This window comes from Propioniciclava sinopodophylli, assembly GCF_004324755.1.
Classification (GTDB): Bacteria; Actinomycetota; Actinomycetes; order Propionibacteriales; family Propionibacteriaceae; genus Propioniciclava; species Propioniciclava sinopodophylli.
The window spans coordinates 134638-148221 of record NZ_SDMQ01000007.1 but is presented as its reverse complement, the minus strand read 5'-3'; the positions used below and the strand labels follow the sequence as shown (position 1 = coordinate 148221).

The following is a 13584-nucleotide window of genomic DNA, read 5'->3' as shown; positions in this document are numbered from 1 at the left end:
TTGGGGCCCATGGACAAGCCAACCATTGAGATCCCCGACACCGACGCCCCGACCGAGCTCGTGCTCGACGACCTCGAGGTCGGCACCGGCCCCGAGGCGAAGCCGGGCCAGCAGGTCGCCGTGCACTACGTCGGCGTCGCCTGGTCCGACGGCTCCGAGTTCGACAACTCCTACGACCGCGGTGAGCCGCTGGTCTTCGGCCTGGGCGCCGGCCAGGTCATCCAGGGCTGGGACTCCGGCATCGCCGGCATGAAGGTGGGCGGACGCCGCCGCATCACCATCCCGGCGCACCTCGGCTACGGCGCGCGCGGCGCCGGGGGCGTCATCAAGCCCAACGAGACCCTCGTCTTCGTCTGCGACCTCGTCGGCGTCCGCTGACGCCGGGGCCACCTCCGATGCCCCCGTTCAGGGGGCGTCGGGGGGAAGGCCCGATGGGGATCCGCTGATCGCCGGGCAGACTGGCCGCATGACCAACCTTCCTTCCCGCGACCTGCGCGTGGGAGACGCCGAACGCCTCCGCGCGGAGACGCTGCTACAGGACGCCTACTGCGACGGGCGACTCGACGAGTTCGAACTCGACCAGCGGCTGGGGATGGTGATGTCGGCACAGACCCGACGCGACCTCAACGCCGGCCTCGCGGGCCTCCCCGCGCGGATCATGGCCCCGCGACCCGTGGTCGCCAAGCACCCGCAGGTCACCGGCCTGGGCGCCGTCGCGCACCTGTCGGCGCTGGTCAGCTGGATCTTCGGGCCGCTGTTCCTCTACGCGGTCGCCACACCCGGCACGCCGGGGCGACGCGAGGCGGCCAAGGCGTTCAACTTCCAACTCGTCTCCGGCCTGGCGTGCATCGTCACCGCGGTCGTCGGGGGACTGCTCCTGCCGGGGGAGCTGGTGGCCACGCTGATGGTCACCGGCTGGCTCGGCTGGCTCGTCCTCACCGTGATGGGCGGAGCCCGGGCCCTGTCCGGCCAGCCGTTCCACAACCCGGTGATGCAAGTCCTGCGCGTCGCGCCGCTGCGCACCGACGGCCGCTGATTGGGAGGTAGGCGTCGGCCGACGTATACTGGAGTGCTCCCGGGCCCTCGACAGGCGGTGCGGGAGAACAACTCAACAGGGGGTGACTGGTTTCGACTTGGGACGGTAGTCCCAGGAGAAGCGGGCCGAGGAGCCAGCGACATCTCGTTAACGAACGCTGGAAACCAATAACTGCCGAAACCAATCGCGCAGACTTCGCTCTCGCTGCCTGATCAGTGATCGAAGGGTCAGCCCGGGTTTAGCCTTCGACCCGGATCCTGGCCTCATCTAGAAGGCTTGCTGGTCGTCTGACGCCGTGGCGGACGATCGGGACTCAACCAGGGCTGGGCCTGTCCGTGACGTGCCGATGACGAGCACGGGGGCCGAGTAGAACGACACCATCGGCTGCGCCCGGAGAAGACCTGGTTCGCCTCTCGAGGACGCGGGTTCGACTCCCGCCACCTCCACCCCTTGCGATGCCCCGGTCCCGGCCCCACCAGGCCGGGGCCGGGGCATGTTCGTGCCATGATGCTGGGGTGGACCCGGACACCGCCAGCGCACCCCTCCAGCCCGGGACGCTGCTCGTCGCCGGCGTCGAGCTGTCCGACGGCGTCTTCGACGGGGCCGTCGTCCTGCTGCTCGACGTGGACGACTCCGGGGCGCTGGGCGTCGTGCTCAACGCCTACACGGGGATCGAGCTGTCCGGCGTCCTGCCGGGCTGGGACGCCCTGACCACGTGGCCGCACCGCCTGTTCGACGGCGGCCCGGTCTCCCAGGAGGGCGCGATCTGCCTGGCCACTCCCGTCCACCCGACCGAGGAGCCGCCCGGCTGGCGGCACCTGTTCGACCGGGTCGGCCTGCTCCACCTGGAGACGCCGCTCGAGCTCGCGGCGGGCGCCTACAGCGACCTGCGCATCTTCGCCGGGTATGCGGGCTGGGCCCCGGGCCAGCTGCAGGGCGAGGTCGCCCAAGGCATGTGGCACCCCGTCGCGGCCCGCCACGCAGACGTCTTCGACTCCGATCCGGAGTCGTTGTGGCGTCGGGTGCTGGCCCGTCAGGGCGGGGAACTAGGCTGGTTGGCAACGTGGACGCCCACACCGGAGCTGAACTGAGGGGGAATCGGTGAGTGTGACCGGCAGCAAGGTACTCGTGGTCGATGACGACGCGGCCCTGGCCGAGATGCTGCAGATCGTGCTGCAGGCATCCGGTTTCGAGACCGCGTGGGTCGGCCGGGGGGATGAGGCCGTGGACGAGTTCCGGCGGTTCAGCCCGGACCTGGTCCTGCTCGACCTCATGCTGCCCGGGCGCGACGGGGTGGACGTGTGCCGCGACCTTCGCTCCGAGTCCGACGTCCCCATCGTCATGTTGACCGCGAAGTCCGACACCACCGACGTCGTCGAGGGCCTGGAGGCCGGCGCGGACGACTACGTGCCCAAGCCTTTCAAGACCCAGGAGCTCCTGGCCCGCGTCAAGACGCGCCTGCGCCGCTCCGCGCCGCCGGGGGACGACCCGGTCGCGCTCCGCATCGGCGACATCACCATCGATGTGGACGCCCACACCGTGCACCGCGGCGACGAGCCCATCTCGCTGACGCCGCTCGAGTTCGACCTGCTCCTGGCGCTGGCCCGCAAGCCGCGCCAGGCGTTCACGCGCGAGCTCCTGCTGCAGGAGGTCTGGGGCTACCGGCACCCGGGCGACACCCGCCTGGTGAACGTCCACGTGCAGCGGCTGCGCAGCAAGATCGAGCGTGACCCGGAGCACCCCGAGACCATCGTGACCGTCCGGGGCATCGGCTACCGCGCGGGGACGCCCACCGCGCCATGAGCCGGCTGGGCCGCGTGCTCCGGGCCCCGGCCCGGTGGTGGTCACGGTCGCTGTCGTTCCGGGTCGTGACCAACAGCGTGCTGGCGGCGCTGGTCGTGTTCGGCATCACCGGCTGGCTGCTGGTCGACCAGTCCACCCGCGGCATCCTCGAGGCCAAGACCGACCAGTCGGTCTCCGAGGCGTCCGCCGTGCTGGAGGGCATGCAGGCCTCGCTGCGTGACGCCGACCTGCGCACCTCAACGGTGAACGAGCACCTGACCCGCCTGGCCCGCGACGTCGCCAGCCGCGGCAACGTGGGCGACCAGTACGACCTGATCATCTCCGGACCCGTCTCCGACATCACCTCGGCCGGCGTCGACGTGGCGTCCGTGCCCGTGCCGATCCGCGAGGCCGTCGCCTCCGGCGGGCAGGACCTGTTCACCACCCCGACCTCGATCGCGTTCACCGACGGCCGGACGCCGCGGGCGGGCCTGGTCGTCGGCGGTGCGCTGCTCGCGCCCGGCTCGGGCCGCTACCCGGTGTACTTCCTGTTCGGGATGGACCAGGAGCAGCAGACCCTCGAGGTCGTCCAGCGCTCGGCCCTGCTCGCCGCCGTGGTGTTCCTGCCCCTGATGACCGGCCTGATGTACCTGATCTCGCTGCAGGCGCTGCGGCCCATCCGCGCCGCCCGTGAGACGTCGGAGCGGATCGCTGCCGGCCACCTCGACGAGCGCATGGCGATCCGCGGCTCCGACGACCTGGCCGGACTGGGTCGGTCGATGAATCACATGGCGGTCGAGCTGGGCCGCAAGATCCAGGAACTGGAGAACCTCTCGCTCGTGCAACGCCAGTTCGTCTCCGACGTCAGCCACGAGCTCCGCACGCCCCTGACCACGGTGCGCATGGCCGCCGACGTGCTCTACGAGGGCCGTGACGAGTTCTCCGCCCCCGCGCGCCGCTCCACCGAACTGCTCAAGGGCGAGCTCGACCGCTTCGAGTATCTGCTCACCGAGCTGCTGGAGATCAGCCGCTTCGACGCCGGCGCCGCCGAGCTGCAGGTCGACGAGGTCGACATGGTGCAGCTCGTGGCCGCCGAGATCGCCGCGCAGCAACCGCTGGCCGAGGCGTACGACACGAAGCTCGTCCTCGACGCCCCGGATGAGGCCCGCTGCCGGGTTGACCCGCGCCGCGTCCGCCGCATCATCAGCAACCTGCTCAGCAACGCCATCGAGCACGGCGAGGGCCACGACGTGGTGCTGCGCGTTGCCACGAACACGGACGCCGTGGCCGTCACCATCCGCGACCACGGGGTCGGCTTCAGCGCCGCCCAGGCCCACCAGGTCTTCACCCGCTTCTGGCGAGCCGACTCGTCCCGCCAGCGCACCGTCGGCGGGTCCGGGCTGGGCCTCTCGATCGCGCTCGAGGACGCCCAGCTGCACGGCGGCTGGCTGAACGCGTGGGGACGCCCGGGCCACGGTGCCCAGTTCCGTCTCACCCTGCCCCTGACGCCGGGCTGTACCGTGTCCGAGTCCCCGCTGGCGGTCGTGCCGGCCGAGAGGAGGGGAGCATGAAGCGGCTCCGCCTGGTCGTCCTGCTCGTGGTGCTCGCCGTCGCGGCGGCCGGTTGCAGCGGCGTCCCGATCTCGGGGCCGGTCGAGCGCGTCTCCGCGACGCCCGGGCGCCTCAACCCCGGCGTCGAGATCGCGCCAGCCCCGCCGGGGCGCAACGCCTCACCGATCACCGTCGTGGAGGGCTTCCTCCACGCCATGGCGTCCTACCAGCCCGACTACCGGGTCGCGCGCACCTACCTGACCGAGGCGGCGTCCGACCAGTGGCGGCCGGAGGCGGGCGTCCGCATCTACGCGGAGGGCAACCCCGTGGTGGCGACCGAGGAGGGCGCCCTCCTGCGCGCCCCGGTGGTCGGCACGCTCGACCCGGCGGGGGCCTACAGCCAGTCGACCGAGACGATCGACCACGACTTCGGCCTGGTGCGCAACGCCGACGGCCAGTGGCGCATCGGTGCCCCGCCCGAGGGCCTGCTCATCTCGGAGTACCTGTTCTCCAGCGCCTTCACCCGGGTGACTCCCTACTTCTGGGGGCCGGGCAGCCGGTGGCTCGTGCCCGACCCGCGCTACTACCCACGCGGGCCCGGCGCCTACGAGGGGGCGGCGGCCGCCGCCGTCGGCGGCGCGACCGGCTGGCTGGCGCCCGCCGTTGAGCGACCCGTGCCCGGCGTCGCCCTGGATGGCGTGACCGTGTCCGCGACCGGCGTGGCCCGCGTCACCCTGCGCCGCCTCGCCGGCGACCTCACGCCGGCCGAGCAGGCGGCCCTGGCCACCCAGCTCGTGTGGAGCTACCGCTCGTTCGAGTCGGTCGTGTCCGTCGCGGTCGGCTGGGCGGGTGAGGAGCCGTGGGCGATCGCCCCCTACGGGTCCACGATCCCCGTGAGCGCGTTCCCCGAGGCCGACCCGACCGCCCGCCAGAGCAGCCGGCAGTTGTTCGCCCTGAGCGGGGGCCAGATCGTGCGTGTCGTCGAGGGGAACCAGCGCATCGACCACCTCCCGGTCGCGCCCGGCGTGACCGGCGCCACCCACGCGGCCGTCCGGCAGGACGCCCTGGTGGCCGCCGCCGTGACCGGCGACCGGTCGGTGCTCTACCTCGCCCCGCTCGGCGAGGCCGTGCTGACGCCGGTCGCCGAGTCGGCGGGCCTGCGCCGTCCGCAGTTCGACCGCCACGGCGACGTCTGGGTCAGCAACGACGCCGGCGAGCTGGCACGCGTCCCGGAGGCGGGGGGCTGGACGCCGGTGCGCGTGCAGGGTCTGGCCGAGGGCCGCATCACCTCGTTCCGCCTCTCGCCCGACGGCGCCCGCATCGCCCTGATCGTGCAGCGTCCCGGCGGCCAGCAGGTGGTGGGACTGGCCCGGGTCGTCCACGACGGCGCCGACGTGACCGTGGAGGGCTGGCGCCAGCTCAGCGTCGCCACCACGTCGGTGGCCCAGCTCACCGCCCTCGATGTCGGCTGGCGCGCGGCAGACTCGTTGCTCGTGTTGGTCAACGACGGCCGCACGACCCCGGTGCAGGCGCTGGCTCAGGACGGCGCAACCATCGTCCCCATCGGGCCGACGGACGCCAACGACCTGGTGGAGCTGGCCGTGGCCCCCGGCGTCCCGGCGATGGTCCGCGCCGCCGACGGCCGGGTGTGGCGCTACAACAGCGACCTGCGCTGGAGCCAGCACGACGTCGACCTCGCCGCGGTGTTCTACCCCTGACAGGCGCCGCCTAGTGTCTCGGACGTGCCGGGACCCTTCGTGGACGCCGCCGCCGGGCTCCTGCTCGGGGCGGCCTGCCCCGGCTGCCGGACGCCCGGGGCCGGGCTCTGCGCCGCCTGCGCCGCGCTGCTGTCCGGCGTGGAGCCCTTCGCGGTGGCCGACCCCACCTGCGGCGTCCCGGTCTGGGCGGCCGCGCCGTACGCCGACGTGTGGCGCCGCTGCGTGGTCGCCTACAAGGAGCGCACCGGCTGGTGGCTGGGCGCGCTGCTGGGGGAACTGCTCGCGCTCGGCGTCCTGGCCGCGGCCCGCGGCACCGGCGTGCCGATCGCGGGGCTGGTGCTCGTGCCGATGCCGTCCCAGGCGCGCTCGGTGCGCGAGCGCGGGCTCGACACCACCCTCACCCTCGCGCGCGTGGCGGCGCGCACGCTGGCCGGCGTCGGCGTTCGGGCGAGCGTGGAGCCACGGCTGAGGCACGCGCGTCGCGTGGCCGATCAGGCGTCGCTGGGGGAGCAGGGCCGCCGGGACAACCTCGTCGGGGCCCTCGCTGCGCGGCCCGTGGGGGAGGGTCGCGCGGGTGTCCGGGTGGTGGTCGACGACCTCACGACGACCGGCTCCAGCCTCGCCGAGGCGTGCCGCGCGCTGGCCGCGGCCGGGACGCCGGCGTCCGCCTGCGCGGTCGTGGCGGCGACTCCCCGCAGGTCCCCGGCGTCGCGCGCCTGAACCGGGACGAACACGACCGAACGCGTGATTGTGGGACTGTTCCGCGCTAGGTTGTGGGTATGGCACCAACGCCAGCCCCTGACCCACATCAGGGGAGTGGGCGCGGTGCCTTTGTGTTCCCTGAACAAGGAGGTTGACATGGACGTCATCGTCACCGGCCGTCGTATCACCATTTCCGACGACTTCCGGGAAAAGGTCGCCGAGCGCATCTCCGGGATCGAACGGTTCCGTGATCGTGTGCAGCGGGTGGAGGTGCAGGTCTCCGCGAACCAGCACAAGCAACCCGACCAAGCCACCCAGGTCGAGATCACCCTCATCGGGAAGGGACCGGTCGTCCGGTCCGTCGCGTCGGCAGACGACAAGTCCGTGGCGTTCGAGCACGCGCTCGACAAGATGAAGTCCCAGCTCCGCCGCGCTTCCGACCGGCGCAAGGTGCACCGCGGCCTCCGCGTGTCGGACACCCTCGAGGTGCCGCCGGCAGCACAGCCCGCAGCAGGGGAGGACGGGCCGCAGGTCCGACGCATCGCCGGGTTGGAGGTCACCGGTGACGGCCCGCTGGTCGTCCGGGAGAAGATCTTCCCCGCCACTCCGCTCAGCCTCGCCCAGGCGCTGGACGAGATGGAACTCGTTGGGCACGACTTCTTCCTCTACGTCGACGCCGAGTCCGGCGCGCCGAGCGTCGTCTACCGCCGCAAGGCCTACGACTACGGCGTGATCCACCTGGACGTCGACGCCGAGGGGTGACCCAGAACCACGGGGCGGCCGGGCGTCGGGAGCGATCCTGATGCCCGGCCGCCGCCTGTCCCACGCGCAGGCCCGACGCGTCGCGCTGGCAGCCCAGGGGTTCGGACGCCCGCGCCCGGCCGCGCCGAGCATGCGGCACGTCCAGGCCGAGGTCGACCGGGTCGCCCAGTTCCAGATCGACTCGGTCAACGTCGCCGTCCGTGCCCACCTGATGCCCCTGTTCGCCCGGCTCGGGCCCTACGACCCAGCGCTGCTCGAGCGGGCGTGGTCGTCCGCCCCCCGGCGCGTGTTCGAGTACTGGGGCCACGCCGCCAGCCTCATCGACGTGAAGCTGGAACCCGCCCTGCGCATCCGCAAGCGGGCCGAGGCCGCGGCCGACCACCGCCGGGTCGCCGAGATCCTGCAGCGGCACCCCGACCTCGTCGACCGTATCCTGGCCGACGTCGCGGCGTCCGGGCCGCTCACGCCGCGCGAGGTCGAGCACGACGAGGAGCGGCAGAAGGTGCACTGGGGTTGGAACTGGTCGGAGGCCAAGTACGTCCTGGAACACCTGTTCAACGTCGGCACCCTCAGCGTTGCCGGCCGCAACTCCGCCTTCGAGCGCCGCTACGACCTCACCGAGCGCGTCCTACCGCCAGCCGTGCTCGCCACGCCCGACCCGCCGGACGCCGACTGCCACGACGCCCTCGTGGCACGGGCCGCCCGCGCCCTCGGCGTCGCCGACCTCACGGCGCTGAGTGAGTACTTCTACCTGCGCAGGGCGTCCACCCGGGAGGCCGTGGCGCGACTGTCGGACCGCGGCCTGCTCGAACCCGTCGAGGTGGCCGGCGTGCCGGGGCAGCACTGGCTGTGGCACGACGCCCGAATGCCCCGCAGCCTGCACGCGCAGGCCCTGGTCAGCCCGTTCGACTCGTCGGTGTTCGAGCGGCAGCGCCTGGAGAAGCTGTTCGGCACGTACTACCGCATCGAGATCTACGTGCCCGAGCCGCAGCGCCGGTACGGGTACTACGTCTACCTGTTCTGGTACGGCGACCGGCCCGCCGCGCGCGTCGACCTCAAGGCCGACCGCGTCGGCGGCGTCCTACGGGTGCAGTCGGCGTGGGTGGAGGAGTGGGCCTCGTCGGGCCCGGCCACCCGAGGGGCTGCGACAGGCTCACCCGGCCGGGTCGCCGAGGTGGCCGCGGCGCTGGCGTCCGAACTGCACCTCATGGGGGGCTGGCTGGGGCTGGCCGATGTGGCGGTCGTCCCGCGCGGCACGCTCGCCGCGGCGTTGGCGTCCGCCGTCTGAGCCCGACCCCCTACCATGGGGGTGGCGCCGAGCCGGTTGCCGCAAGACGACGAGGAAGCACAGACACGTGGGCCTGTTGGACAAGCTGATGCACTTGGGTGAAGGGCGCCAGATCAAGCGCCTGGAGACGATCGCCAAGCAGGTGAACTCCATCGAGCCCGACTACGAGGCGATGAGCGACGAGGAGTTGCGCGCCCAGACCGACGAGTTTCGCGCGCGCCTCGAGAACGGCGAGACGCTGGACGCCATCCTGCCCGAGGCGTTCGCGACGGTGCGCGAGGCCGCCAAGCGCGTGCTCGGCAAGCGCCACTTCGACGTCCAGCTGATGGGCGGCGCGGCACTGCACCTGTGCAACATCGCCGAGATGAAAACCGGTGAGGGCAAAACCCTGACCGCCACGCTGCCCTCGTACCTGAATGCGCTGACCGGCAAGGGCGTCCACGTCGTCACGGTCAACGACTACCTGGCCAAGTACCAGTCGGAGCAGATGGGCCGCGTGCACCACTTCCTGGGGCTGAGCACCGGGGTGATCCTGCAGCACATGACCCCGGCCGAGCGCCGCGTGGCCTACGCCGCCGACATCACCTACGGCACCAACAACGAGTTCGGCTTCGACTACCTGCGCGACAACATGGCGCTCTCGCTGGAGGACTGCGTGCAGCGCGGCCACCACTACGCGATCGTGGACGAGGTCGACTCCATCCTCGTCGACGAGGCACGCACGCCCCTGATCATTTCCGGCCCCGCCGAGGACAACAAGCGTTGGTACCCCGTGTTCTCCCGCCTGGCGAAGCGGATGATCCGCGACACCCACTACGAGGTCGACGAGAAGAAGAAGACCATCTCCGTCCTGGAGCCGGGCATCGCCCTGGTCGAGGACCGCCTCGGCATCGAGAACCTCTACGAGTCGGCCAACACGCCGCTGATCAGCTACCTCAACAACGCGATCCGCGCGAAGGAGCTGTTCAAGCGCGACAAGGACTACATGGTGACCGGCGACGGCGAGGTCGTCATCGTCGACGAGTTCACCGGCCGCACCCTGGCGGGGCGCCGCTACTCCGAGGGCCTGCACCAGGCGCTGGAGGCCAAGGAGGGCGTGGAGATCAAGGAGGAGTTCCAGACCCTCGCCACGATCACGCTGCAGAACTACTTCCGCATGTACAACAAGCTCGCGGGCATGACCGGCACGGCCAAGACCGAGGAGAGCGAGTTCCAGAAGATCTACGGCCTCGGCGTCCTGCCGATCCCCACCAACCGGCCGATGGTCCGCGCCGACCAGCCCGACCTCATCTACCGCACCGAGGACGCCAAGTTCGATGCGGTCGTCGCCGACGTCGTCGAGCGCCATGCCGCCGGGCAGCCGGTGCTGCTGGGCACGGCGTCCGTGGCCAAGTCCGAGCTGCTCAGCAAGCGGCTGCTGCAGGCGGGGGTCCCGCACGAGGTGCTGAACGCGAAGAACCACGCGCGCGAGGCGGCCATCATCGCGCTCGCCGGGCGCAAGGGCGCGGTCACCGTCGCCACCAACATGGCTGGCCGCGGCACCGACATCATCCTGGGCGGCAACGCCGAGTTCCTCACCGACGCCGTGCTGCGCGACAAGGGGCTCGACCCGGTCGAGAACCCCGAGGAGTACGAGGCGGCCTGGGCCGGCCTCTACCCGCAGGTCGAGGAGCAGTGCGCCGCCGAGCACGAGCAGGTCGTGGACCTGGGCGGGCTGTACGTCGTCGGCTCCGAGCGCCACGAGAGCCGCCGCATCGACAACCAGCTCCGCGGCCGTTCCGGGCGTCAGGGTGACCCGGGCGAGTCGCGCTTCTACCTGTCGCTGCAGGACGACCTGATGCGCCTGTTCCAGGCCGACCTCATCGAGCGCGTCCTGCTGGCCCTCAACGTCCCCGACGACGTGCCCATCGAGAACAAGCAGGTCACCAACTCGGTCGCCAAGGCGCAGGAGATGGTCGAGAGCCAGAACTTCGAGATGCGCAAGAACGTCCTCAAGTACGACGACGTGATGAACCGCCAGCGCCACACGATCTACGGGGACCGCCGCCGCGTCCTCGAGGGTGCCGACGTCGATGAACAGCTGCGCAGCGCCGCCGCCAAGGTCGTCGACCAGGTCGTCCGCGAGCACACCGAGGGCTTCCCCGAGGACTGGGACCTGGAGCCGCTGTGGACTCAGCTGCGCACCCTGTACCCCGTCGGCCTCGACATGGACGACTACACCGACGGGCAGGCCACCGCCGACCAGCTGGCCGCAGACTTCGTCACCGACGTCGCGAACGCCTACGACGCGCGCGAGGAGCAGCTCACCCCCGGCGTCCTGCGCGAGGTCGAGCGTCGCGTCGTGCTGTCGGTGCTGGACCGCAAGTGGCGCGAGCACCTCTACGAGATGGACTACCTGCGCGAGGGCATCGGCCTGCGCTCGATGGCTCAGCGCGACCCGCTCGTGGAGTACCAGCGCGAGGGCGGGGACATGTTCAACGCCATGATGGACGCGTTCCTGGAGGAGTCCATCGGGTACGTGTTCAACCTCGAGGTCAACGTCACCCCGCAGGCGCCGCAGGTCGGCGTGGTGCGGGACGCCGCGGGCGCGCCGGTCGACGTGGCGGGCGCCGCGCAGCAGTTGACCTACTCCGGCCCGGACGAGACCGGCGGCATCGAGGTGCACGGCGACGAGGAGGGTACGGCCGCCGGGGCAGACGCCAGCCCCGAGCCGACCAACCGCAAGCAGCGGCGCTCCAACAAGAAGCGCAAGTAACGCCGGGATCGATGGCCCGTCCGCTCACGAGCGGGCGGGCCATCGGCCGTCCGGGGCCAGGCCCGCCTCCAGCACCGTCACCGCCCAGCGCCGGGCCCGGCGCTCCAGGCGGAACGCCAGCGCGCAGCTCCGCTCGGCACTGGCCAGACGGGCGGACGCCTCGACGACGCCGTCGCGGGGCGACTGGGGCCGCACCCGAATGAGCCGCATGCCGCCGGCCGCCCCGCCGCGGACCAGGTGCTCCAGCAGCATCCACACCCGCGGGGCGAGGAACGGGCGCAGCTGGGCGAGGGGGCGCTGCCCGGCCAGCGCCTCGGCCAGTGCGCGGGCGACCGCGTGCGCGGCCCGCTCCGCCTCCTCCGACAGCCCCGCCTGAGGCACGGACACGGCGCCCAGTTCGGCGCCGGGGAGCGGTTGTTGGGCCGGAGTGGGGGGCAGGGGCGCGGGTTCCCACACCTGGAGGGTGGGCCGGGTCCGGGGGGCGGGTGCGGCGACGAGGTGGGTCACGCGCCCAGCCTCGGGGGCCGGGCGGGCCCGGGGCCAGTGATCGCAGCTCCCACCTGTGGACGGAGCGTGACATTCTGGAGGCATGCTCGTCTTCGTCCCGCTGTCTCCGCCCGACCTGGACGCCTGGGCCTCCTCCGGCCGCCGCGACGTGTCCGGCTTCGCCGCCACGCCGGTGTTCCTGGAGACGTTCGGGCTGCCGTCGCACGACATCGAGGACGCCGACCTGACGCTGCTGGAGGTGGCCGGCGTGGCCGGACTGCTGGCCCACGGCGTCCGGCTGGTGGCCGTGTGCCAGACGGAAGCCTCGGGCTCCGAACCCGCGGAGTTCGGCGCCGTCGTGGCGGAGGGCGTCCGGTGGGGCGCCGTCGAGAGCCTCTTCGCCGACGACGCGGACGGTGCCGCCCGCGCGGCCGCCGTGGCTGCCGACCTGGCCGGGGTGGGGCTGGAGGAGGCCTGGGAGGCCGACGCGGTCAGCGACCTGCTGCGGGGCACCGAGCTGCTCTGGCACAGTTCCACCGAGTGGGAACGCCTGTCACACTAGGGGCCATGCCCAGAAGCTTGTGGAAGGGGGCCGTCTCGTTCGGCCTCGTCACGATCCCGGTCAAGTTGTTCTCCGCGACCGAGGAGAAGGACGTCACGTTCCGTCAGGTGCACCCCGCCGATGGCGGTCGCATCAAGTACAAGCGTGTCTGCGAGGTGTGCGGTGAAGAGGTGCCCTACGGCGAGATCGCCAAGGGCTACGAGGCCGCCGATGGGCGCATGGTGGTGCTCGAGGCGTCCGATTTCGATGACCTCCCGCTGCCCACGGCCAAGCAGGTCGAGATCGTCCAGTTCGTCGAGATGGGCGAGATCGACCCCACCGCGTACAACAAGTCGTACTTCCTGGAGCCCGAGGGGCCCGGCGCCAAGCCGTATGTGCTGCTGCGCGAGGCGCTGAAGAAGTCCAACAAGGTGGCCGTGGTGAAGGTGGCGCTGCGCTCGCGCGAGTCGCTGGCGCTGATCCGGGCCGCAGACGACCTGCTGGTCATGCACACCCTGCTGTGGCCCGACGAACTGCGCGACGGCGCTTTCGCGGCGCCCTCGGACGAGATCAAGGCGGGCAAGGGCGAGGTCGAGATGGCGGGCATGTTCATCGAGCAGCTGACCGCCCCCTACGACCCGACCCAGTTCACCGACTCCTACCGCGAGGCGCTGGAGCAGGTGGTGGCCGCCAAGCTGGGCGACGCGCCCGCGGTGCCAACGGCGGCCGAGGAGACCGGCGAGGGCACCGGCGATGTGGTCGACCTGGTCGCCGCGCTCAAGGCGTCCGTCGAGGCGGCCAAGAAGCGGCGCGAGGCGGCGGCGGCCGCCGGGGCCAAGGAGCCGGCCAAGAAGACGAAGAAGGCCGGCTGATGGTGATATTGCCCGTCAAGTGAGGCTGTTGCGGCAGGATTGCCCGCGGGGGACCTTTCGACCGAGGCATCCTTTCGCCGTGCTGCGGCGCG

The 13584-nt window shown here is 71.9% G+C and carries 13 protein-coding genes and 1 other RNA gene; 13 read left to right on the top strand and 1 reads right to left on the bottom strand.

Translation table 11 applies throughout. The features are described 5' to 3' along the window. Positions 1-9: 9 nt before the first annotated feature. From ET989_RS08540 to secA, 11 genes are all read left to right on the top strand, one after another. Positions 10-378: an FKBP-type peptidyl-prolyl cis-trans isomerase gene (locus ET989_RS08540; RefSeq protein WP_131168119.1), complete on the top strand. Its 369-nt coding sequence runs from the start codon at positions 10-12 to the stop codon at positions 376-378. 88 nt (positions 379-466) lie between these two features. Beyond that, positions 467-1036 (top strand): DUF1707 and DUF4870 domain-containing protein, encoded by a 570-nt coding sequence (locus ET989_RS08535; RefSeq protein ID WP_131168118.1) that lies wholly within the window; start codon positions 467-469, stop codon positions 1034-1036. A 78-nt stretch (positions 1037-1114) separates the two neighbouring features. Then, positions 1115-1485, top strand: a transfer-messenger RNA (tmRNA) gene (gene ssrA / locus ET989_RS08530). Between the two features lie 66 nt (positions 1486-1551). Then, positions 1552-2127 (top strand): YqgE/AlgH family protein, encoded by a 576-nt coding sequence (locus tag ET989_RS08525; RefSeq protein WP_241656274.1) that lies wholly within the window; start codon positions 1552-1554, stop codon positions 2125-2127. Between the two features lie 67 nt (positions 2128-2194). Continuing rightward, on the top strand, positions 2195-2839 hold the full coding sequence (mtrA, locus tag ET989_RS08520) for an MtrAB system response regulator MtrA (protein ID WP_241656282.1): 645 nt from the start codon (positions 2195-2197) through the stop codon (positions 2837-2839). Then, positions 2836-4389: an MtrAB system histidine kinase MtrB gene (gene mtrB / locus ET989_RS08515; RefSeq protein WP_131168116.1), complete on the top strand. Its 1554-nt coding sequence runs from the start codon at positions 2836-2838 to the stop codon at positions 4387-4389. Before mtrA ends, mtrB begins: the two co-directional genes overlap by 4 nt. Then, positions 4386-6086 carry an LpqB family beta-propeller domain-containing protein gene (locus tag ET989_RS08510; protein WP_131168115.1) on the top strand — a complete coding sequence of 567 codons (1701 nt, stop codon included), beginning with the start codon at positions 4386-4388 and terminating at the stop codon, positions 6084-6086. Before mtrB ends, ET989_RS08510 begins: the two co-directional genes overlap by 4 nt. Positions 6087-6110: 24 nt before the next feature. Continuing rightward, the gene (locus ET989_RS08505; protein WP_131168114.1) at positions 6111-6806 is read left to right on the top strand and encodes a ComF family protein; all 696 of its coding nucleotides are present in this window, start codon (positions 6111-6113) and stop codon (positions 6804-6806) included. Positions 6807-6944: 138 nt separating this feature from the next. Beyond that, positions 6945-7550 carry a ribosome hibernation-promoting factor, HPF/YfiA family gene (gene hpf, locus ET989_RS08500; protein ID WP_131168113.1) on the top strand — a complete coding sequence of 202 codons (606 nt, stop codon included), beginning with the start codon at positions 6945-6947 and terminating at the stop codon, positions 7548-7550. Between the two features lie 40 nt (positions 7551-7590). Continuing rightward, positions 7591-8838 carry a winged helix-turn-helix domain-containing protein gene (locus ET989_RS08495; RefSeq protein ID WP_131168112.1) on the top strand — a complete coding sequence of 416 codons (1248 nt, stop codon included), beginning with the start codon at positions 7591-7593 and terminating at the stop codon, positions 8836-8838. Positions 8839-8905: 67 nt separating this feature from the next. After that, positions 8906-11593 (top strand): preprotein translocase subunit SecA, encoded by a 2688-nt coding sequence (secA, locus tag ET989_RS08490; RefSeq protein ID WP_479681049.1) that lies wholly within the window; start codon positions 8906-8908, stop codon positions 11591-11593. Between the two features lie 24 nt (positions 11594-11617). On the opposite strand, the gene ET989_RS08485 is transcribed toward secA, so the two are convergent. Further along, positions 11618-12100 carry an Rv3235 family protein gene (locus ET989_RS08485; protein WP_131168111.1) on the bottom strand — a complete coding sequence of 161 codons (483 nt, stop codon included), beginning with the start codon at positions 12098-12100 and terminating at the stop codon, positions 11618-11620. A gap of 82 nt (positions 12101-12182) precedes the next feature. Here ET989_RS08485 and ET989_RS08480 point away from each other — a divergent pair, with 82 nt between their 5' ends. Both ET989_RS08480 and ku read left to right on the top strand, forming a co-directional pair. Continuing rightward, on the top strand, positions 12183-12641 hold the full coding sequence (locus tag ET989_RS08480) for a DUF6912 family protein (RefSeq protein ID WP_131168110.1): 459 nt from the start codon (positions 12183-12185) through the stop codon (positions 12639-12641). 5 nt (positions 12642-12646) lie between these two features. Then, complete coding sequence (gene ku / locus ET989_RS08475; protein ID WP_131168109.1) at positions 12647-13492, top strand: non-homologous end joining protein Ku; 846 nt, start codon at positions 12647-12649, stop codon at positions 13490-13492. Positions 13493-13584 lie beyond the last annotated feature (92 nt).